The sequence below is a fragment of the Nocardioides salarius genome (genome assembly GCF_016907435.1).
GTDB lineage: Bacteria > Actinomycetota > Actinomycetes > Propionibacteriales > Nocardioidaceae > Nocardioides > Nocardioides salarius.
The window spans coordinates 1,851,211-1,871,313 of sequence record NZ_JAFBBZ010000001.1 but is presented as its reverse complement, the minus strand read 5'-3'; the positions used below and the strand labels follow the sequence as shown (position 1 = coordinate 1,871,313).

General features: G+C 73.2%; 19 protein-coding genes and 1 tRNA gene. 17 read left to right on the top strand and 3 right to left on the bottom strand.

The annotated features are described in order from the left end of the window. The first annotated feature begins 180 nt into the window (after positions 1-180). The 5 genes from thpR to JOE61_RS09040 all read left to right on the top strand — a co-directional run bounded on the left by thpR (position 181) and on the right by JOE61_RS09040 (position 4,227). Entirely contained in the window at positions 181-747 is a 567-nt protein-coding gene (thpR, locus tag JOE61_RS09060; protein ID WP_193669738.1) for an RNA 2',3'-cyclic phosphodiesterase, read from the top strand. 37 nt (positions 748-784) lie between these two features. Further along, entirely contained in the window at positions 785-1,924 is a 1,140-nt protein-coding gene (locus JOE61_RS09055; RefSeq protein ID WP_193669737.1) for an NAD(P) transhydrogenase subunit alpha, read from the top strand. Then, complete coding sequence (locus JOE61_RS09050) at positions 1,921-2,262, top strand: NAD(P) transhydrogenase subunit alpha part 2 (protein WP_193669736.1); 342 nt, start codon at positions 1,921-1,923, stop codon at positions 2,260-2,262. Before JOE61_RS09055 ends, JOE61_RS09050 begins: the two co-directional genes overlap by 4 nt. Continuing rightward, the gene (locus tag JOE61_RS09045) at positions 2,262-3,632 is read left to right on the top strand and encodes an NAD(P)(+) transhydrogenase (Re/Si-specific) subunit beta (protein WP_193669802.1); all 1,371 of its coding nucleotides are present in this window, start codon (positions 2,262-2,264) and stop codon (positions 3,630-3,632) included. The genes JOE61_RS09050 and JOE61_RS09045 overlap by 1 nt, the downstream gene beginning before the upstream one ends. A 163-nt stretch (positions 3,633-3,795) precedes the next feature. Then, positions 3,796-4,227, top strand: coding sequence for an organic hydroperoxide resistance protein (locus tag JOE61_RS09040; RefSeq protein ID WP_193669735.1), 432 nt, complete (start codon positions 3,796-3,798; stop codon positions 4,225-4,227). Between the two features lie 11 nt (positions 4,228-4,238). On the opposite strand, the gene JOE61_RS09035 is transcribed toward JOE61_RS09040, so the two are convergent. From JOE61_RS09035 to upp, 3 genes are read right to left on the bottom strand one after another with little or no spacing between them, the layout of a single operon-like run. After that, positions 4,239-5,438, bottom strand: coding sequence for an ABC transporter permease (locus JOE61_RS09035; protein ID WP_193669734.1), 1,200 nt, complete (start codon positions 5,436-5,438; stop codon positions 4,239-4,241). Then, the gene (locus JOE61_RS09030) at positions 5,435-6,313 is read right to left on the bottom strand and encodes an ABC transporter ATP-binding protein (RefSeq protein WP_193669733.1); all 879 of its coding nucleotides are present in this window, start codon (positions 6,311-6,313) and stop codon (positions 5,435-5,437) included. The genes JOE61_RS09035 and JOE61_RS09030 overlap by 4 nt, the downstream gene beginning before the upstream one ends. 34 nt (positions 6,314-6,347) lie before the next feature. After that, positions 6,348-6,989 (bottom strand): uracil phosphoribosyltransferase, encoded by a 642-nt coding sequence (upp, locus tag JOE61_RS09025; protein ID WP_193669732.1) that lies wholly within the window; start codon positions 6,987-6,989, stop codon positions 6,348-6,350. 137 nt (positions 6,990-7,126) lie between these two features. Between upp and JOE61_RS09020 the strand changes: the two genes are divergently transcribed. From JOE61_RS09020 to JOE61_RS08960, 12 genes are all read left to right on the top strand, one after another. Beyond that, a complete protein-coding gene (locus tag JOE61_RS09020) occupies positions 7,127-7,612 on the top strand; it encodes a tRNA adenosine deaminase-associated protein (RefSeq protein ID WP_193669731.1) in 486 nt (161 codons plus the stop codon). A 38-nt stretch (positions 7,613-7,650) separates the two neighbouring features. Beyond that, positions 7,651-8,100, top strand: coding sequence for a nucleoside deaminase (locus JOE61_RS09015; protein ID WP_193669801.1), 450 nt, complete (start codon positions 7,651-7,653; stop codon positions 8,098-8,100). Further along, positions 8,097-9,365, top strand: a complete 1,269-nt coding sequence (locus JOE61_RS22460) for a D-arabinono-1,4-lactone oxidase (protein ID WP_193669730.1) — start codon at positions 8,097-8,099, stop codon at positions 9,363-9,365. Before JOE61_RS09015 ends, JOE61_RS22460 begins: the two co-directional genes overlap by 4 nt. A gap of 45 nt (positions 9,366-9,410) precedes the next feature. Then, positions 9,411-10,202 carry a (Fe-S)-binding protein gene (locus JOE61_RS09005; RefSeq protein ID WP_372440062.1) on the top strand — a complete coding sequence of 264 codons (792 nt, stop codon included), beginning with the start codon at positions 9,411-9,413 and terminating at the stop codon, positions 10,200-10,202. Beyond that, entirely contained in the window at positions 10,199-12,526 is a 2,328-nt protein-coding gene (locus JOE61_RS21640; RefSeq protein WP_193669728.1) for an LUD domain-containing protein, read from the top strand. The genes JOE61_RS09005 and JOE61_RS21640 overlap by 4 nt, the downstream gene beginning before the upstream one ends. Before the next feature lie 299 nt (positions 12,527-12,825). Then, on the top strand, positions 12,826-13,587 hold the full coding sequence (locus tag JOE61_RS08990) for a DeoR/GlpR family DNA-binding transcription regulator (RefSeq protein ID WP_193669727.1): 762 nt from the start codon (positions 12,826-12,828) through the stop codon (positions 13,585-13,587). 102 nt (positions 13,588-13,689) lie between these two features. After that, on the top strand, positions 13,690-15,054 hold the full coding sequence (locus tag JOE61_RS08985; protein WP_193669726.1) for an ABC transporter substrate-binding protein: 1,365 nt from the start codon (positions 13,690-13,692) through the stop codon (positions 15,052-15,054). 122 nt (positions 15,055-15,176) lie between these two features. Further along, positions 15,177-16,181 (top strand): carbohydrate ABC transporter permease, encoded by a 1,005-nt coding sequence (locus tag JOE61_RS08980; protein WP_193669725.1) that lies wholly within the window; start codon positions 15,177-15,179, stop codon positions 16,179-16,181. Then, positions 16,178-17,137, top strand: a complete 960-nt coding sequence (locus JOE61_RS08975) for a carbohydrate ABC transporter permease (RefSeq protein WP_193669724.1) — start codon at positions 16,178-16,180, stop codon at positions 17,135-17,137. Before JOE61_RS08980 ends, JOE61_RS08975 begins: the two co-directional genes overlap by 4 nt. Continuing rightward, complete coding sequence (locus tag JOE61_RS08970) at positions 17,134-18,648, top strand: mannitol dehydrogenase family protein (RefSeq protein ID WP_307822896.1); 1,515 nt, start codon at positions 17,134-17,136, stop codon at positions 18,646-18,648. The genes JOE61_RS08975 and JOE61_RS08970 overlap by 4 nt, the downstream gene beginning before the upstream one ends. Before the next feature lie 96 nt (positions 18,649-18,744). Next, positions 18,745-18,832, top strand: a tRNA-Ser gene (locus tag JOE61_RS08965). Positions 18,833-18,939: 107 nt separating this feature from the next. After that, on the top strand, positions 18,940-19,953 hold the full coding sequence (locus JOE61_RS08960; protein ID WP_204797192.1) for a LacI family DNA-binding transcriptional regulator: 1,014 nt from the start codon (positions 18,940-18,942) through the stop codon (positions 19,951-19,953). Positions 19,954-20,103 lie beyond the last annotated feature (150 nt).

Below are 20,103 nucleotides of genomic sequence, written 5' to 3'. Positions count from 1 at the left end.
CGAACTTCGCGCCGACCCGGCCTGAATCTCGCGCTGACCCGGCCCAGACCTCGCACCGACCCGGCCCGAACCTCCCCGTGCAGGTCCGGGCCGGCTCGGTGGGAGATCTGCGCCGGCTCGACGCGAAGAACGGGCCGGGTGGGCGGGAGATCCGGGCCGGGTCGCGGCTAGGTTGGCGGGGTGCGTCTCTTCGCTGCACTGGTGCCACCGACCGAGGCGGTCGAGCACCTCGACGCGTTCCTCGAGGTACGGCGCGGGGCCGCCGACTTCCGGTGGAGCCTGGCCGAGCACCTGCACGTCACCCTGGCCTTCTACGGCGACGTCGAGGAGTGGCGCCTCGACGAGGTGGCGGAGCGGCTGCGCTCCGCGGCCGCGCGGCGTACGCCGGTCGAGGCCCGCGTGGCCGGGGGCGGCGCGTTCCCCGACCCCGCCGCGGCGCGGGTGCTGTGGGCCGGTGTCGACGCCGAGCCGCACGACGAGCTGGAACGCCTCGCCGTGGGCTGCCGCACCGCCGGCGCGGTCAGCGGCGCGCGGGTCGACGGCCAGCGCTTCCGCCCGCACGTGACCGTGGCCCGGCTGCGGCGCGCCGGGCACGTCGACGACTGGGTGCGCCTGCTCGACGGCTACCGCGGGCCCACCTGGCGAGCGGGCAGCGTCGCGCTCGTGGCCTCCCACCTGGGGCAGGGTGCCCGCCGCCGGCCCCGCCACGAGGTGCTCGAACGCGTCGAGGTCGGCTCCGGCGAGTGACGCGCGGTCGCCGGCGATCTCCCCTAGGTTGACCAGGGTGAGAGTCGCAGTCGTGCGCGAGACGCGGGAGGCCGAGGCCCGGGTGGCGCTGGTGCCCGAGCTCGTCGCCAAGCTGACCGGGCTGGGCCACCAGGTGCTGGTCGAGACCGGCGCCGGGCTGGGCGCCCTGGCCGACGACGCGGCGTACGCCGAGGCGGGCGCGAGCGTCGTCGACGACCCGCTCCCCGATGCCGAGCTGGTGCTCTCGGTGCAGCCGCTGACCCGCGAGGCGGCCCGGCGGCTGCCCGCCGGCGCCGTGACGGTCTCGTTCCTGCCGACCGCGCTCGAGCCCGACCTGGTGCGCGACCTGCGCGACCTGTCGGTGACCAGCCTGGCCATGGAGCTGGTGCCGCGGATCTCGCGAGCCCAGTCGATGGACGCGCTGTCGTCGCAGTCGCTGGTCGCCGGCTACCGCTGCGCGATCGTCTGCGCCGGCCTGCTGCGCCGCTTCTTCCCCCTCAACATGACCGCCGCGGGCACCGTCCCGCCCGCCGAGGTCGTGGTGCTCGGCGCCGGCGTCGCGGGCCTCCAGGCGATCGCGACCGCCAAGCGGCTCGGCGCGGTCGTCAAGGCGTACGACGTGCGTGCGGCCGCCGCCGAGGAGATCCGCTCGATGGGCGCGCAGGCCATCGAGCTCGACCTGCCCACCCTCGAGGGCGCCGGCGGCTACGCCCGCGAGATGAGCGAGGAGCGCTCGCGGCTGCAGCGCGACCTGCTGGCGCCGTATGTCGCCGCCGCCGACGGGCTGATCACCACCGCGGCCGTGCCCGGGCGCACCGCGCCGGTGCTGGTGACGCGGACGATGGTCGAGCAGATGCGGCCCGGCTCGGTCGTGGTCGACCTCGCGGCCGACTCGGGCGGCAACGTCGAGGGCGTGGTCGCCGGGGAGGTCGTGCGCATCGGGGAGGCCCAGGTGTGGGGTGGGCGCAACGTGCCGGCCCAGATGCCCGGCCCGGCCTCGCGGCTCTACGCCCAGAACGTCGTCAACCTGGTCACGCTGCTCGCGCCCGAGGGCGAGCTGGTGCTCGACCTCGACGACGAGATCCTGGCCGGTGCCTGCGTGACCCACGCCGGCGTGATCCGGCACGAGCCGACCCGGGTGCTCGTCGAGGGCCCGGCGGAAGGGGAGGTCCAGTGAGCGAGGGCGTGGTCTGGCTGACCATCTTCGTGCTCAGCGTCTTCGTGGGCACCGAGGTGATCTCGAAGGTCTCCTCGACGCTGCACACGCCGCTGATGTCGGGGGCCAACGCGATCCACGGGATCATCCTGCTCGGCGCGGTGATCGTCACCGGCGCCACCGACTCCACACCTGCGCTGGTCGTCGGGCTGGTCGCCATCGTGCTGGCCGCCATCAACATGGTCGGCGGGTTCGTGGTCACCGACCGCATGCTGCAGATGTTCGGGCGCAGACGGGGGGCTCCGCCCCCCGTCGCCCCCCCGAAGAGCCCGTCGCCTGCACCGAGGTCCGACCGGTGATGCCGACCTGGGTGCAGCTGGTCTACCTGGGCTGCGCGGTCTGCTTCGTGCTGGCCCTCAAGGGGCTCTCCGGCCCGCGCACCGCGCGGTTGGGCAACCTCGTCGGCGCGGGTGCCGCGGTGGTCGCGGTGACGGTGCCGTTCGTCTACCTCGAGCTCGACCACGTGCCGCAGATGCTGGCCGCGATCGCGGTCGGCTCCGGCGTCGGGGTCGTGGGCGCGCGCAGGGTCCAGATGACCCAGATGCCGCAGATGGTGGCGCTCTTCAACGGCGTCGGCGGCGGCGCGGCGGCCCTGGTGGCGCTGCTGGAGCTGCAGCACATGGGTGCGGGCACCCCCGCCTTCGACCTCGTCGCCACGGCGTTCACGATCGTGGTCGGCTCGGTCTCCTTCGCCGGTTCGGCGGTCACCTTCGCCAAGCTGCAGGAGCTGATGACCTCGCGCCCGGTGGTCTTCCCCGGGCTCCCGGTCGCGTTCGCGGCCGCGCTGCTGGGTGGCGTCGGGCTCTCGGTGCTGGTCGTGCTCGAGGCGTCGCTGGCGCTCGGCGTCGTGCTGGCGCTCGTGGGCCTCGCACTGGGCGTGCTGCTGGTGCTGCCGGTCGGCGGGGCCGACGTGCCGATCGTGATCTCGCTGCTCAACGCCTTCACCGGCCTGACCGTCGCCGCTGGCGGCTACGTGCTCGGCAGCGTGGTGCTGCTGGTCGCCGGCACCCTGGTCGGCGCGGCCGGCACCTTCCTGACCCTGCTGATGGCGCGGGCGATGGGCCGGTCGGTGGCCAACATCCTCTTCGGGGCGCTGCGCGGCGGCTCGACCCTGGGCGCCGGCGAGGCCTCCGACCGCCCGGTGCGCTCCTCGGGACCCGAGGACGTCGCGATCCTGCTGGCGTACGCCGACCGGGTCATCGTGGTGCCCGGCTACGGGCTCGCCGTGGCCCAGGCCCAGCACACCCTGCGCGAGCTCGTCGAGGTGCTGCTGGCCCGCGGGGCGAAGGTCGACTACGCGATCCACCCGGTCGCCGGGCGGATGCCGGGCCACATGAACGTGCTGCTCGCCGAGGCGCAGGTGCCCTACGAGCAGCTCGCCGAGATGGACGACATCAACGGCGACTTCAAGCAGACCGACGTGGTGCTGGTCGTGGGCGCCAACGACGTGGTCAACCCGGCCGCCCGCAGCACCCCCTCGGCGCCGATCTACGGGATGCCGATCCTCGACGTCGACCAGGCGCGGCAGGTGGTCTTCCTCAAGCGCTCGATGCGCCCGGGCTTCGCCGGCATCGAGAACGAGCTGCTCTTCGACCCCCGTACCACCCTGCTCTTCGGTGACGCCAAGGACTCGCTGGCCAAGCTGCTCGCGGCCGTCAAGGCGCTCTGACCGCCCGCCGAGGGGAGTTTCATCGGCCGGCCGATGAAACTCGTGGGTGGCCGATGAAGCTTCATCGTCCACCCGCCAGCTCCGTCGGCCGGCCGATGAAACTCACGACCGCCGGCGCCACGGGGGTGAGACAGCTCGCTGCGCGGCCGGGTTGGCTGGAGCCATGACCAACACACCGGAGAAGATCGTCTACACCGCCCGCGCCACCGTGAAGGGCGGCCGACAGGGCCACGCCAAGTCCGACGACGGCATCCTCGACTTGACCCTGACCGCGCCGAAGGAGACCGGCGGTCCCGGCACCGGCACCAACCCCGAGCAGCTGTTCGCGGTCGGCTACGGCGCCTGCTTCCAGGGCGCGCTGGGCCTGGTCGCCAAGAAGCACGGCGTGGACGCCGCGGACTCGACCCTGGAGATCGCGGTCGGCTTCGGCCCCGAGGGCGAGTCGTTCGCCGTCACCGTCGACATCACCGCGACCATCCCCGGCGTCGACGACGCGAGGGCCCAGGAGCTCGTCGAGGCGGCCCACCAGGTGTGCCCCTACTCCAAGGCCACCCGCGGCAACGTGCCCGTGACGGTCACCGGCAAGGGCGCCTGAGCGGAGGTCGCTCAGCGGGCGTGGCGCAGCGCCTCGCCGAAGGAGATCCGCCGACCGGTCTGCAGCAGGGTGCGCTCGTAGACGCGGGCCGAGAACCGCACCAGCACCACGGCGGCCAGCAGGGTCACGCCCACGGCCACCGCGAGCTGCCAGGCCGGGACGGGGCCCTGGGCCAGCCGGGCGGGCATCACCATGGTGCTGACCACCGGCAGCATCGAGAAGACCGTCTGCACGCTCTCGCCGGCGGTGATGGCCACGAAGTACGGCGCCATCAGCAGCGCCTGCAGCGGTGCGGTGGTGCCCTGCAGGTCCTGCTGGCGGCTGGCCATCGACCCCGCGACCGACCAGAGGCTGGCCAGCGTCACGAAGCCGAGCACGAAGAACACGACGTACCAGGCGATCGCGCCGCCGAGCACCCCGAGCGCCGAGGCCTGGCCCGTGACCAGCAGCGCGACCACGCCGATGAGCACCAGCAGCAGGGTCTGGGCGAAGGCGAGGGCGCTGGTGCCGACGATCTTGCCCCACAGCAGGGCGCGGATCGGCACCGCCGCGGCCAGGATCTCCACGACCCGGCTCTCCTTCTCCTGGGTCACGGTCGAGGCCATCGCCATCCCGAAGGTGATCGCGGTGACGAAGAACAGCACCACGAGCAGGAGCGCGGCGGCCTCCCGCAGCCCCTGGTCGTCGGGCCCCGGATCGAGCAGCCGCTCCTCGACCTGTACGCCGGCGGCCAGGGCGTCGAGGTCGACGCCCTGCTCCTCGGCGTTGCGCTGGGTGAGCAGCTCGGTGGTCGCGGCACCGAGGGCCTGCGCCGCGGTGTCGGGGAGGTCGTCGTCGCCGACCAGCTCGTAGCCGGCGCCGGCCGCCGGCAGCAGTGCGAGGTCGGCCTCGCCCTCGCGCAGCGCCCGCTCGGCGTCGGCGGGCGAGGCGGCGGCGGTGCTGCGCAGGGTCAGGTCGTCGTCGAGCTCGCCGGCGAGTGCGGCGGCCCGGTCGACCGCGGCGCTGCCCAGGTCGTCGACGACGGCGACGTCGCGGGTCGTCTCGCGACCCGACACGATGCTGAGCACGATGATCAGCCCCACCAGGCCGACCGCCAGGAACCCGGCGCTGAGCAGGAAGGCCTTGCTGCGCGCCTGGGTGCTGAGCTCGCGGGCGGCCACCGCCCGCCACACCTGGCCGGCCGGCGGCGTCGAGGGTCCTGGCGTGCTCATCGGGTGACCTCGCGGAAGATCTCGGAGAGGGACGGACGTACGCGGGTGACCTCGAGGACGCCCCCGCGGGCGGCGAGGGCCGGCACCAGCTCGGCGGGCGGCAGGCCGGCGAGCCTGAGCCGGACCACCGACGCGTCGATGGAGTCGACCCGGACGCCGGCGAGGTCGCGCACCCAGCCCGCGTCGTGACCGACCACCTCGACCCGGTAGCTCGGCGTCTCCTGCGAGCGCAGGTCGTCGACCGACCCGGCGCTGACCACCCGCCCGCCGGCGAGCACGACGACGTCGTCGCAGATCCGCTCGACCAGGTCGAGCTGGTGGCTGGAGAAGAGCACCGGGATCTCGCCCGCCTCGCGCTGGAGCAGCTCGAGCATCGCGTCGACCGCGTGCGGGTCGAGCCCGCTGAACGGCTCGTCGAGCACCAGCGCGGTGGGTCGGTGCACCAGGGCGGCCGCGATCTGGACCCGCTGCTGGTTGCCCAGCGAGAGGCTGTCGAGCAGGTCGTCGGCACGGTCGCCGAGGTCGAAGAACTCGAGGAGCTCGCCGGCCCGGGCCCGGGCCTCCGACCGTCCCGCGCCGTGCAGGCGGGCGAAGAAGGCCAGCTGCTCGGCGAGCTTCATGCGCGGGTAGAGGCCCCGCTCCTCGGGCATGTAGCCGAACCCGCGGCGGTCCTCGGCGGTCGCGGGGCGACCGTGCCACCGCACCTCGCCGGAGCTGGGGCCCAGCACCCCCATCAGCATCCGCATGGTGGTGGTCTTGCCGGCGCCGTTGGCGCCGACGAAGCCGGTGATGCGACCGGGCCGGACGGTCAGGTCGACCCGGTCGACGGCGCGACGCTCGCCGAAGTCGCGGGTCAGCGCATGGGCGGAGAGCATGCCCCCGAGGGTAGAGCCGGGCGTCGGAGAGCCCTCAGCCGGCCACGCCGTACAGCCGGTCGCCGGCGTCGCCGAGCCCGGGCACGATGTAGCCCTTCTCGTTGAGCCGCTCGTCCATCGCCGCGGTGACGACCGTGACCGGCACGTCGAGGCCCTCGAGGTCGGCGGCCAGGCGCTCGCAGCCCTCGGGGGCGGCGAGCAGGCAGATCGCGGTGATGTGGTCGGCGCCGCGGTCGGTGAGGAAGCGGATGGCGGCGGCCAGGGTGCCGCCGGTGGCCAGCATCGGGTCGAGCACGTAGCACTGGCGGCCCGACAGGTCGTCGGGCAGCCGCTCGGCGTACGTGGACGCCTCGAGCGTCTCCTCGTTGCGCACCATGCCCAGGAAGCCGACCTCCGCGGTCGGCAGCAGGCGCATCATCCCGTCGAGCATGCCCAGGCCGGCGCGCAGGATCGGCACCACGAGCGGCTTCGGGGAGTCGAGCCGGACGCCGGTGGCGGGGGAGACGGGGGTCTGGATCTCGACGGTCGAGACCCGCACGTCTCGGGTGGCCTCGTACGCCAGCAGGGTGACCAGCTCGTCGGTCAGCGCCCGGAACGTCGGGGAGTCGGTGCTCCGGTCCCGCAGCGTGGTGAGCTTGTGGGTGACGAGCGGGTGGTCCACGACGTGGGTGCGCATGGCGACACCCTAGTGCGCCGCCCCGGAGGGGTGGGCCGCGGGAAAGGGGCTGGTCGCCACACCCGGACGTCTGTCACTGTAGGAAGTGCCGCACGTCCGTGCAGCAGCGTGGTTCGTCCGTCCCGGAGGGTGTCCCCATGGTCGAGCAGTTCGACGAGGTCGACTTCGCGCTGGCGGCCTACCGCACCGACGGCGAGTGGGTGGTCGCCGAGCTGACCCACGACCACCTCGAGGACGTCGACGTGCTCGCGAGCGCGCTGCGCCGCTTCCCCGGCGACGCCGGGACCCTGGGCCTGGTCGCGATCGACGAGGACTTCTTCGTGCTGGTGCGCGTCTCGGGCGGCACCACCCGTCTGCTGCTCTCCGACGTGACGGCGGCCGAGGAGTGGGAGCTGGCGGCCTCGGTGCTCGAGCACCTGCACCTGCCCGACCCCGAGGACGACGACGAGCCGGAGCCGGCCGGTGAGGTCGGCCTGCTGGCCGACCTGGGTGTCAGCGCCGCGACCATGGCCGAGCTCATCGACGACGAGGAGCTCTACCCCGACGAGCTGCTCTCCGAGGTCGCGCGTCGCCTGGGCTTCGGCGAGCTCTTCGACGACGTGGTCGGCCTGACCTCGGCGTGAGCGCCACCCCCCGCCCCACCGGCCCCTGGGAGCCGGAGATGCGCGCTGCCCTCGACGAGGCGCGCGCCGCGCTGGCCACCGGCGACGTGCCGATCGGCGCCGTGGTCGTCGACGCGACCGGTGCCGTGCTGGGCCGCGGCCGCAACGTGCGCGAGGCCGAGGCCGACCCCACCGGGCACGCCGAGGTGGTCGCGCTGCGGGCGGCGGCGCAGGCGCGGGGCGAGTGGCGGCTGGAGGGGTGCACCCTCGTGGTGAGCCTCGAGCCGTGCACGATGTGCGCCGGCGCGGCGGTGCTGAGCCGGGTCGAGCGCGTCGTCTTCGCGGCGTACGACGACAAGGCCGGGGCCGTGGGCAGCCTCTGGGACGTGGTGCGCGACCGCCGTCTCAACCACCGCCCCGAGGTGGTCGCCGGGGTGCTCGCCGACGAGTCGGCCGCGCTGCTGCAGGAGTTCTTCGCCGCGCACCGCGGGGCCGGGGCGGGGTCGTGAACGGGGCCGGCCCGGCCGGGTCGATCCGCAACTGGGCGGGCTCGCACACCTACCGCGCGGCCCGCTTCGTGGAGGCCCGCAGCGTCGCCGAGGTCCAGCGCGAGGTCGAGGCGGCGACGAAGGTGCGCGTGCTGGGCACCCGGCACTCCTTCAACGACCTCTGCGACACCGACGGCACGCTGCTGAGCACCACGGGCTTCCCCGACCCAGTCGTCGTCGACCCGCACGCGCGCACGGTCACCGTCCGCGGCGGCCAGCGGTACGCCGTCGTGGCCCGCGCCGTGCACGAGGCGGGCCTGGCGCTGCCCAACATGGGCTCGCTGCCGCACATCTCGACCGCCGGGGCCGTCGCCACCGGCACCCACGGCTCGGGCACCGCCAACCAGGCCCTGGGCGCTGCGGTCGCCTCGCTGGTGCTGGTGGGGCCCGACGGGGCGCTGCGCACGGTGCGCCGCGGGGAGCCCGACCACCTCGGGAGCGTGGTCGCGCTCGGGGCGCTGGGCGTGGTCGTCGAGGTCGAGCTCGACCTGGTGGCGCCCTACGACCTGCGCCAGGAGCTGCACCTCGACCTGCGCTGGGACGACCTGCTCGCCGACCCGGTGGGAGTCCTGGGCCTCGGCTTCAGCACCAGCGTCTTCACCCGGTGGAGCGGAGACCTGGTGGGCGAGGTGCTGGTCAAGGCCCGGGTGCCGGACCCCGGCCGCGACCTCGACCGCGCCGCCGGGCTCATGGGGGAGGCCGTCGCCGCTGGCGCCGGGTCGCCGCTGCTCGGGCTGGGGGACTCGATGACCCTGCGGGGCACCGACGGCCCCTGGATCGAACGGCTCCCGCACTTCCGCCACGACCGCGAGCCCAGCCAGGGCGACGAGATCCAGAGCGAGTGGTTCGTGCCCCTCGAGCAGGCCGGCCCGGCGCTCGCCGCGCTGCGCGGACTGGGCGAGGAGCTCGACCCGCTGCTGCACGCCAGCGAGCTGCGCACGGTCGCCGCCGACGACCTGTGGCTCTCGCCGGCGCAGGGCCGCGACTCGCTGGCCCTGCACTTCACCTGGCGCAACCGGCCGGCCGAGGTGGCCGCCGCCGTCGAGCGGGTCGAGTCGGCGCTGGCTCCCTTCGCCCCGCGTCCGCACTGGGGCAAGGTCTTCGGGCCCGGGTTCACCGCGGCGACGGCGTACGAGCGGGCCGAGGACTTCCGGGCGCTGCGGCGACGCGTCGACCCCGACGGGGCCTTCGTCAACGAGTTCGTGCAGCGGGTCGGGCTGGCCTGAGGGCTCCCTCGGCGGGTCGTGGCCACGACCCACCGCGCGGCACTGATGACACGCACCGTCCCTGCCCCGGAGAGTGGTCCCATGCGAGTAGCCCTGTCGGTCACGTGCGTCAACGACGCGATGTTCCCCGAGACCGGCAAGGCGGTGGTGCGGCTGCTGCGGCGGCTGGGCTGCGAGGTGGAGTTCCCGGCGGCGCAGACGTGCTGTGCGCAGCCGATGGTGAACACGGGCTACCTCGACGAGGCGGTGCCCGTGGTGCGGACCTATGTCGACGCGTTCGCGGGGTACGACGCGATCGTGACCCCGAGCGGGTCGTGCGCGGGCTCGGCGCGTCACCAGCACGGGCTGGTGGCCGAGCGCGGGGTCGCGAACGGCAGCGACCCGGGCCTGGTGGGCGCGGTGGCGGCGGCGCCGCCGACGTACGAGCTGAGCGAGTTCCTGGTCGACGTGCTGGGGGTGATCGACGTGGGGGCCTACTTCCCGCACACGGTGACCTACCACCCGACGTGCCACTCGTTGCGGATGCTGGGGGTGGGCGACCGGCCTCGGCGGCTGCTGGAGGCGGTGCGGGGTCTGCGGCTGGTGGAGCTGCCGAAGGCCGAGGAGTGCTGCGGTTTCGGTGGGACGTTCGCGGTGAAGAACGCCGACACGTCGGTGGCGATGGGTGCGGACAAGGCACGTCATGTGCGCTCGACGGGCGCGGAGGTGCTGGTGGCCGGTGACAACAGCTGTCTGATGCACGTGGGTGGGGTGCTGTCGCGGCAGCGTTCGGGGGTGCGGGTGGTGCACCTGGCCGAGGTGCTGGCGGCGACCGAGGGCACGGAGGGACAGTCGTGAGCGGGACGTTCGTGGGGATGCCGGCCTTCCCGGAGGCGGCACGGGCTGCGTTGGGCGACACCCAGCTGCGGCACAACCTGGCGCACGCGACGGGGGTGATCCGCAGCAAGCGTGCTGCGGTGGTGGGCGAGCTGGAGCAGGCGGGGATCTGGGAGGACCTGCGCCTGGCCGGGGCGGCGGTCAAGCAGCGTGCCCTCGACGACCTGGCCACCCACCTGGAGACCTTGGAGCGCACGCTGACCGCGGCCGGTGCGACCGTGCACTGGGCGCGTGATGCCGCGGAGGCGAACGCGGTCGTCGTGGAGGTCGCGCGGGCCCACGGGGCCGACGAGGTGGTCAAGGTGAAGTCGATGGCCACCCAGGAGATCGGGCTCAACGAGGCGCTGGAGGCGCAGGGGATCGCGGCGTGGGAGACCGACCTGGCCGAGCTGATCGTGCAGCTGGGCGAGGACCTGCCCTCGCACATCCTGGTGCCGGCGATCCACCGCAACCGCGCCGAGATCCGTGAGATCTTCCTGCGCCGGATGGCCGAGGTCGGCCGCCCCGCGCCGGCGGACCTGTCCGACGAGCCGGCCGTGCTGGCCGGGGCGGCACGCGACCACCTGCGCGAGAAGTTCCTGCGCGCCAAGGTGGGGGTCTCGGGCGCCAACTTCGCGGTCGCGGAGACCGGGACGCTGGTGGTGGTGGAGTCGGAGGGCAACGGGCGGATGTGCCTGACCCTGCCCGAGGTGCTCGTCTCGGTCGTGGGGATCGAGAAGGTGGTGCCGACCTGGGCCGAGCTCGACCCGTTGCTGCGGTTGTTGCCGCGCTCCTCGACCGGGGAGCGGATGAACCCCTACACCTCGACCTGGTCCGGGGTCACCGACCCCGACGGCGGCGCGGACGGGCCGCGGGAGGTGCACGTGGTGCTGCTGGACAACGGCCGCACCCGCGCCCTGGCCGACGCCACCGGTCGCCAGGCGCTGCGCTGCATCCGCTGCTCGGCCTGCCTCAACGTGTGCCCGGTCTACGAGCGCACCGGCGGGCACGCCTACGGCTCGGTCTACCCGGGCCCGATCGGGGCGATCCTCAACCCGCTGCTGGCCGATCCCGAGGAGCCCGACGCCGGGGTCCGGGCCCAGACCGACTCGCTGCCCTACGCCTCGTCGCTGTGCGGGGCCTGCTTCGAGGCCTGCCCGGTGCGCATCGACATCCCCGAGGTGCTGGTGCACCTGCGCTCCAAGGTCGTCGACTCCCACCGCGGCGACCGGGTGCCGAAGGCGGAGGCGCTGGCCATGAAGGCCGCCGCCTGGGCCTTCTCCGACGCCTCGCGGCTGGGCCTGGTCGAGAAGGCCTCCGGTCTCTCGGGGCGGGTCCTGGCGCGCCTGTCGCGTACGACGCTGCCGGGCGGTCGCCCCGCGGCGGGACGCCTGCCCGGCCCGGGCGCCGCAGCCTGGACCGGCGCCCGCGACCTGCCCGCCCCACCCCGCGAGTCGTTCCGGGCCTGGTGGGCCCGCACCGACGGCGGCCGCACCGAGCCCGGCGCCGGCGCCGGCCCCGGGGTCGGCGGTGAGCAGGCAACCGGCCTGCCCAGCAGTCCGGTTGCTGAGGCACCGCCGCCCGAGCCGCCCGCCGCTGAGCCCGCCCCGGCGGTGGGCCAGCAACCGGTCCCGGAGCCGGAACAGTTGCCAGCTCACCGCTACCCGGCCGACCCGACCGGCGCCCGCGCCGAGGTGCTCGACCGGGTGCGTGCGGCGCTGACGGGGGTCGTCCCCACGCCCGAGCCGGTCCCGGCGCCGGCCGGTCCCGCGGGCACGCCCGCCCAGGTGCTCGACCTGTTCGCCGAGCGGGTGGCCGACTACCGCGCCGTGGTGGAGCGGGTGACGGCCGCCGACCTGGCCGCCCACGTCGCCGGCCTGCTCGCGCCGACCGACCGGGTCGTCGTACCTGGCGGGCTCGACGAGGCGCTCCTCGAGGCGCTGGGGGAGCGCGGGATGCCTGACGACCACCTCTCGGCCGCCGACCTCGACCGCGTCGACGCGGTGCTCACCACCGCCAGCGCCGGGATCGCCGAGACCGGCACGATCGTGCTCGACCACGGGCCGGGCCAGGGCCGCCGGGCCCTGAGCCTGGTGCCCGACCGCCACATCGTGGTGGTGCGCGCCGACCAGGTCGTGCCCGACGTCCCCGACGCCGTCGACCGGCTTGCCTCCGCGGTGCGCGCGGGGCGCGCGTTGACCTGGATCAGCGGGCCCTCGGCCACCAGTGACATCGAGCTCGACCGTGTCGAGGGGGTGCACGGCCCTCGCCGGCTGCACGTGCTGCTGGTCGACCCGATGGGCTGAGGACAACCCGCTGCACCGGGCGCCCGGCCGTGAGGGCCGGCACGCCCGACCGGGCACCGAACGGACATCCGGGCGGCCCGGACGGCCGGTTCCGGACGGGGGCGGCGCCGAGATGTGCGCAGCAGTGCGGCTTCGAGCGATCGAAGTGGGCAGCACTCGGGCATCCGCGACCGCCCGATCGGGCTGGTCAGATGGCGGACAGCGGGCGCACCATGGTTGTCACGAGCCTGTGACACCAGTCACAGACCGACAGCGGCACCGGGGACACCAGCCCGAGCGGTCGAGGGGAGATGGACGCGATGGAGGCCACCAGACGCCACCGCGAGATCCTCGAGCGGGCCCGGTCGTCGGGGCGCGTCGAGGTCGGCGGCCTGGCCGTCGAGCTGGGGGTGGCGCCCGAGACCGTGCGCCGCGACCTGCGCCACCTCGTCGACCGCGGCGTGCTGCAGCGGGTGCACGGCGGGGCCTACCCCGTCGAGAGCGCCGGCTACGAGACCGACGTCGCCACCCGCAGCGCCAGCGGTCTCGACCAGAAGCGCCGCATCGCGACCGCGGCAGCCCAGCACCTCGACGGCGCGGAGACGGTCTACGTCGACGAGGGCGTCACCCCCCAGCTGGTGGCCGAGGCGCTGCGTCCCGACGGCCCGCTGACCATCGTCACGTCGTCGCTGCTGACCGCCACCGCGCTGGCGGCCCGCCCCGAGGTGACCGTCCTGATGCTCGGGGGACGGGTGCGTGGTCGGACCATGGCCACCGTCGACCACTGGGCCACCCACATGCTCGCCGACCTGGTCATCGACCTGGCCATCCTCGGCGCCAACGGCGTGACCCGTGAGCACGGGCTGACCACCCCCGACCCGGCCGTGGCCGCGGTCAAGGGGCTGGTCGTCCAGCGCTCGCGGCGCCGCGTCTTCGTCGGCATCCACAAGAAGTTCGGCGTCTCGAGCTTCTGCCGCTTCGCACACGTCGCCGACTTCGAGGTCCTGGTCACCGACACGGGCCTCAGCGCCACCGAGGCGCACCGCTATGCCGCGCTCGGACCCCACGTGGTGCGCGCCTAGCCCGCACATCCCCACCCCGCTGGCCGTCGTCGACGGTCGGCCTGCCGGCCACGCCCGTGGCCGGTGCTCGATCGGACACGCACGACCCCAGGGAGGACCCAGATGAGCATCACGAAGAGGCGGCTCGCCGCAGCAGCCATCGCTCCGGCGGTGGCAGGACTCGTACTCAGCGGCTGTGCCGGCGCCGGAGGCGGCGGCGAGGCCGGCACCGACGGCGAGGGTGGCGCCATCACCGTCCTGATGGTCGGCAACCCGCAGATGCAGGACATCCAGCAGATCACCGAGGACACCTTCACCGCCGACACCGGCATCGAGGTCAACTACACCGTGCTCCCCGAGAACGAGCTCCGTGACAAGGTCACCCAGGACGTCGCCACCGGCGCCGGCCAGTACGACGTGGTCTCGGTGGGCGCCTACGAGGTGCCGATCTGGGCCAAGAACGGCTGGCTGAAGCCGGTCGACGAGTACGTCGAGGGTGACGACGACTACGACGTCGACGACCTGCTCGACCCGATGATCGCCTCGCTCTCCTCCGACGACCAGCTCTACGCGCTCCCGTTCTACGGCGAGTCGTCGTTCCTGATGTACCGCAAGGACGTGCTGAAGGACGAGGGCATCGAGATGCCCGAGCGGCCCACCTGGGACGAGGTCGCCGACATCGCGGCCCAGGTCGACGGCGCCCAGCCGGGCATGAAGGGGATCTGCCTGCGCGGCCTGCCGGGCTGGGGCGAGATGTTCGCCCCGCTCACCACGGTGGTCAACACCTTCGGCGGCACCTGGTTCACCGAGGACTGGGAGGCCCAGGTCGACAGCCCCGAGTTCACCGAGGCCGTGCAGTTCTACGTCGACCTGGTGCGAGACCACGGTGAGGCCGGTGCCGCGCAGGCGGGCTTCACCGAGTGCCTCAACGCGATGAGCCAGAGCAAGGTCGCGATGTGGTACGACGCCACCTCGGCCGCCGGCTCGCTCGAGGACCCGCAGGTCAGCAATGTCGCCGGGAAGGTCGGCTACGCCTTCGCCCCGGTCAAGGAGACCGACTCCAGCGGCTGGCTGTGGACCTGGTCGTGGGCGATGCCCGAGACCACCACCAACTCCGACGCGGCCGCCGAGTTCATGTTGTGGGCCACCTCCAAGGAGTACGAGCAGACCGTCGGCGAGGAGCTCGGCTGGTCGCGGCTGCCCGCGGGCAAGCGAGAGAGCACCTACGAGATCGCCGAGTACCAGGAGGTCTCGGAGGCCTTCGGCCCGATCACGCTGCAGGCCATCGAGGAGGCCGACCCGACCGACCCCGGTGTCCAGCCCCGCCCGACCGTCGGCGTGCAGTTCGTCGGCGTCCCCGAGTTCGCCGACCTCGGCACCAAGGTCTCCCAGGAGATCTCGGCCGCCATCGCCGGCAGGGGCACCGTCGACGAGGCGCTGGCCCAGGGCCAGGAGCTCGCTGAAGAGGTCGCCTCCCAGTACCAGTGACCACGCCCGGGCGGGCCGGCTCCGGCCGGCCCGCCCGGTCCCCGCGCCGGCGCCGCCGACGTACGTCCCGCTCCAGCCCGCCACCTCTCGCACCACCTCGAGACCGCCCCACCGGAGGACGAATGAGTGCCACCGCCACCCCGGCGCCGGAGGACCAGGCCCGTTCGGGCCACCGCTCCCGCCCACCTCGCCACGAGCTGACCCGCGCCCAGAAGTGGCGTCGTCGCGGCCCGCTGATGCCGGCGCTGATCTTCACGATCATCGTCACCCAGCTGCCGTTCCTGCTCACGATCGCCATCTCGACGCTGAACTGGAACGTGCTGCAGCCCGGCGACAAGAACTTCCTGGGGATGGGCAACTTCAGCTCGTTCGCCGGGTTCGACAACTACCGGACCGTCTTCACCGACAGCCGGCTGCGCGACGCGGTGCTCAACACCATGGTGCTCACCGTGTCGGTGGTCCTCATCAGCATGATGCTGGGCCTGATGCTCGCGATCCTGCTGGACCGCAAGTTCCCGGGCCGCGGCCTGGCCCGCACGCTGCTGATCGCACCGTTCCTGGTGATGCCGGTGGCCTCGGCGCTGATCTGGAAGCACGCGCTCTACAACCCCGACTACGGCCTGTTCAACGGCACGCTCAACTGGGTCTGGCAGCTCTTCGGGGCCGAGGAGGGGCCGGTCATCGACTACGTCTCCACCTTCCCGATGCCCGCGGTCATCGCGGCCCTGGTCTGGCAGTGGACGCCGTTCATGATGCTGATCCTGCTCGCCGGGCTGCAGTCGCAGCCGGGTGACGTGCTCGAGGCCGCCAAGATCGACCGCGCGTCGGGGATGCAGACCTTCCGCTTCATCACGCTGCCGCACCTGCGCCGCTACATCGAGCTCTCGATCCTGCTGGGCTCGATCTACGTGCTGCAGACCTTCGACGCCATCTTCACCATCACCCAGGGCGGTCCCGGCTCGGCGACGACCAACCTGCCCTACGAGATCTACCTGACCCTGTTCCGCAAGTTCGAGTACGGCGAGGCCGCTGCGGCCGGCGTCGTGGTCGTCATCGGCTCCATCGTCGTGGCGACCTTCGCCCTGCGGGTCATCTCGTCCCTCTTCAGCGAGGAGCACCAGCGATGAGCACGCGCACCCCCGACCAGAGCACCGGGACCCGTCACCCGGCCGACCCGCTCGACGCCCACGGGGCCGACCCCGGCGACGTCGCCCAGGGCATCGCACCGCCGCCGGCCCAGAAGCGCCGCCGCCGGCGCAGCAGCAGCGGCGACGGCGACCGGGCCGGGTGGCGCTGGGCCACGCTGGCCTGGGTGCTGACCCTGCTCTTCGTGGCGCCGGTCTTCTGGATGATCCTGACCTCGTTCCACCAGGAGTCCGACGCGGCCACCAGCCCGCCGTCGCTCTTCGCGCCGCTGAGCTTCGACAACTACGCGGCCGTCTTCGACCGGGGGGCGAGCACCTTCCTGATCAACTCCGCGATCGCCAGCGGGGTCTCGACGCTGCTGGTGCTCATCCTGGCGGTGCCGGCGGCGTACGCGCTGTCGATCCGGCCGGTGGAGAAGTGGACCGACGTGATGTTCTTCTTCCTCTCCACCAAGTTCCTGCCGCCGATCGCGGCGCTGCTGCCGGTCTACCTGATCGTCAAGCAGATCGGGGGGCTCGACAACATCTACACGCTGGTCCTGCTCTACACGGCGATGAACATGCCGATCGCGGTCTGGATGATGCAGTCGTTCCTGGCCGAGATCCCGCCCGAGATCCTCGAGGCGGCCCAGGTCGACGGGGCCGGCTTCCTGCGCACCGTGTGGAGCATCGTGACGCCGATGGCCTCACCTGGGCTGGCCGCGACCGCGCTGATCTGCTTCATCTTCAGCTGGAACGAGTTCATGTTCGCGGTGAACCTGACGGCCACGGTCTCGGCGACCTCGCCGATCTTCCTGGTCGGGTTCATCTCGAGCCAGGGCCTGTTCCTGGCCAAGCTGTGCGCGGCCGCGACCCTGGTCTCGCTGCCGGTGATGATCGCCGGCTTCGCGGCCCAGGACAAGCTGGTGCGGGGCCTGTCGCTGGGAGCGGTCAAGTGAGCCTGCCGGCCTCCGCCGCCACCGCGCTGGGCCTGGACTCGCTGTCCCGGCTCGCCGACCGGCTGCCGGTGCCGTCGTACGACCGAGGTCGCCTGCGGCACGGGATCGCCCACCTCGGGGTGGGCGGCTTCCACCGCGCGCACCAGGCGATGTACCTCGACGCGCTGATGAACCGGGGCGAGGCGCTCGACTGGGCCGTCACCGGCGTCGGGCTGATGCCCGGCGACGTCGCGATGGCCGACGCGATGGCCGCGCAGGACAACCTCTACACGGTCGTGGTCAAGCACCCCGACGGCTCGCGCGAGCCGCGTGTCGTCGGGGCGATGGTCGACTACCTCTTCGCGCCCGAGCAGGGGGCCAGGGTGCTCGACCTGCTCGCCGACGCCAGTACCCGCATCGTGTCGCTGACCGTGACCGAGGGTGGCTACCACGTGCACCAGGTCACCGGGGAGCTCGATCCCGACGACATCGGCCTGCAGCGCGACCTGCGGGCCGGCCCGGGCGAGCTGCCGGTCACCGCGTTCGGGTACGTCGTGGAGGCGCTCGCGCGCCGCCGGGCCGCCGGCACGGCGCCGTTCACCGTGATGTCGTGCGACAACATCCAGGGCAACGGTCACGTGGCCAGCCGGATGATCACCGCCTTCGCCCGGCTCCGCGACCCCGACCTGGCCGACTGGATCGCCGCCGAGGTGCGCTTCCCGAGCTCGATGGTCGACCGGATCACCCCGGTCACCACCGACGACGACCGTGAGGACCTCGCGGCGCGGTGGGGGGTCTCCGACGCGTGGCCGGTGGTCTGCGAGCCCTTCACCCAGTGGGTGCTCGAGGACGACTTCGGCCCGCTGGGAAGGCCTGTGCTGGAGGACGTGGGGGTGCAGGTCGTGCCCGACGTGACGCCGTACGAGCTGATGAAGCTGCGGCTGCTCAACGCCGGGCACCAGGCGCTGGCCTACCTCGGTGCGCTGGCGGGCTACACCTACGCGCACGAGGCGTCGGCCGACCCGCTCTTCGAGCGATTCCTGCTCGGCTACATGGAGCAGGAGGCCAGCCCGACCCTGGCCGAGCTGCCCGGCGTCGACCTCGACGCCTACCGGCACCAGCTCGTCGAGCGGTTCGCGAACCCCGAGGTCCGCGACACGCTGGCTCGGCTGTGCGCCGAGAGCTCCGACCGCATCCCCAAGTGGCTGCTCCCGGTGGTCCGCGAGCGGCTCGCTGCCGGCGGCGAGGTCAGGCACGCCGCCCTCGTGGTGGCCGCGTGGTCGCGCTACGCCGAGGGCGTCGACGAGCAGGGGCGGCCGATCGACGTCGTCGACCGGCGCCGCGAGGCCGTGCTGGCCCGCGCGCAGGCGCAGGCCCAGGACCCGCTGGCCTTCCTGCGCGACCCCGACCTCTTCGGCGCCCTCGCCGACGAGGCCCGGTTCACCGAGCCCTACCTCGAGGCCCGCCGGCTGCTGCACGAGGTGGGCGCGCAGGAGACGCTGCGGCGCTGGGTGGGCAGCCTGTCGGCGTAGCCGGGCGGCCAGGCCCCGCGGCCAGGTCCCCGGGCCACCACCCCGTGTGCCCGACTGATTTCGCCCGAGCGCGGCGCCTCCGGTACATTCACCGGCGGTGGCGTGTCCGAGAGGCCGAAGGTGCATCACTCGAAATGATGTGTGGGGAAACCCACCGTGGGTTCAAATCCCACCGCCACCGCCAGCCAGTCGGACCGAACGCCCCGGAGCACCGCTCCGGGGCGTTCGTCGTCCTCGTGGACGGGGATCGGGAGCGAGGACCTCGGCCATGGACTTTTGTAGGGTGCCCACGTGTCCACCCCGGAGATCAAGCCCGCCACCATCTACGACGTGGCCCGTGAGGCGGGCGTGAGCATCTCGACCGTCTCCAACGTCCTGAACAAGCCGGGCCGGGTGGGTGCGCGGACGCGGGAGCGCGTGCTCGGTGCTGCCGACCGCCTGGGGTACGTGCCCAAGGCGAGTGCGGCGCAGCTGGCGCGCAAGCGGGTGGGGCGCATCGGCGTCGTGGCTCCCTTCTCCGCCTACCCCTCCTACCTGAGGCGTCTGGTGGGGGTGATGCGGGCCGCGGCGGGGGAGCCGATCGAGATCTCGGTCATCGATCACGAGTCCGCGGCGACCGCGTCGTCGCCGGTGCTGGCCAGCATGCCGCTGCGGGGATCGGTCGACGGGCTGCTCGTCATGGGATCCCAGATCGAGCAGGACATCGAGGACCGGTGGCACCAGCACGGCCTTCCTGTCGTGCTGGTCGATGCGCCGAGTGCGGTCTTCAGCGTCGTGAACATCGACGACTACAGCGCGGGCGCCCTTGCCGCCAACCACCTCCTCGAGCTGGGACACCGCCGGATCGGCTACGTCCTGGAGCAGCAGGAGTCGGACTACGCCTCCCAGGCGCGCCGACGTTTCGGTGGGTTCCGTGCCGCCGTCGAAGACCGTGGCGGTGTCGACCTGGTGGTCACCGAGTGCGAAGGAACGGTTCAGGCTGCGCAGGCCGCCGGAGAGGCGCTGCTGGCGAGCGCGGAGCGCCCGACCGCGGTGATGGCACACTTCGACGACCTTGCGCTGGGGGTGGCCCGCGCAGCCGGCCGCGCAGGACTGTGCGTCCCTGACGACCTCTCGGTGCTCGGGTTCGACGACGGGCCGGTGGCCGAGGCCGCGGGGCTGTCGACGGTGCGGCAACCCTTCGAGGAGTCCGGGGAGGTCGGGCTGCGCCTGCTGCTGGAGGCGATGGGCGGGCACGCGCAACGACGTTCCACCCTCCTCGACTGTCAGGTGGTCACCCGCGGGAGCACAGGGGCACCGCGCTGAGGCGAGATGTAAAGTGCTTTACAAGAAGTGCTTGACGACCGTGACGCTCTTCACTACGGTGGCGTCGTCGCGCGGAGCCCTGTGAGGCGAGCCGCCGCGCGGGACCCCATCGAAGGAGCACGTCGTGAAGAAGCTTTCCCATAGCCCGCT

Bases quoted from the DNA above. Each gene is read 5' to 3' on its own strand.
- JOE61_RS09045 (WP_193669802.1), top strand. From the start codon at position 2,262: ATGCCGACCTGGGTGCAGCTGGTCTACCTGGGCTGCGCGGTCTGCTTC.
- JOE61_RS09040 (WP_193669735.1), top strand. From the start codon at position 3,796: ATGACCAACACACCGGAGAAGATCGTCTACACCGCCCGCGCCACCGTG.
- JOE61_RS09035 (WP_193669734.1), bottom strand. From the start codon at position 5,438: ATGAGCACGCCAGGACCCTCGACGCCGCCGGCCGGCCAGGTGTGGCGG.
- JOE61_RS09030 (WP_193669733.1), bottom strand. From the start codon at position 6,313: ATGCTCTCCGCCCATGCGCTGACCCGCGACTTCGGCGAGCGTCGCGCC.
- upp (WP_193669732.1), bottom strand. From the start codon at position 6,989: ATGCGCACCCACGTCGTGGACCACCCGCTCGTCACCCACAAGCTCACC.
- JOE61_RS09020 (WP_193669731.1), top strand. From the start codon at position 7,127: ATGGTCGAGCAGTTCGACGAGGTCGACTTCGCGCTGGCGGCCTACCGC.
- JOE61_RS09015 (WP_193669801.1), top strand. From the start codon at position 7,651: ATGCGCGCTGCCCTCGACGAGGCGCGCGCCGCGCTGGCCACCGGCGAC.
- JOE61_RS09005 (WP_372440062.1), top strand. From the start codon at position 9,411: ATGACACGCACCGTCCCTGCCCCGGAGAGTGGTCCCATGCGAGTAGCC.
- JOE61_RS08990 (WP_193669727.1), top strand. From the start codon at position 12,826: ATGGAGGCCACCAGACGCCACCGCGAGATCCTCGAGCGGGCCCGGTCG.
- JOE61_RS08985 (WP_193669726.1), top strand. From the start codon at position 13,690: ATGAGCATCACGAAGAGGCGGCTCGCCGCAGCAGCCATCGCTCCGGCG.
- JOE61_RS08980 (WP_193669725.1), top strand. From the start codon at position 15,177: ATGAGTGCCACCGCCACCCCGGCGCCGGAGGACCAGGCCCGTTCGGGC.
- JOE61_RS08975 (WP_193669724.1), top strand. From the start codon at position 16,178: ATGAGCACGCGCACCCCCGACCAGAGCACCGGGACCCGTCACCCGGCC.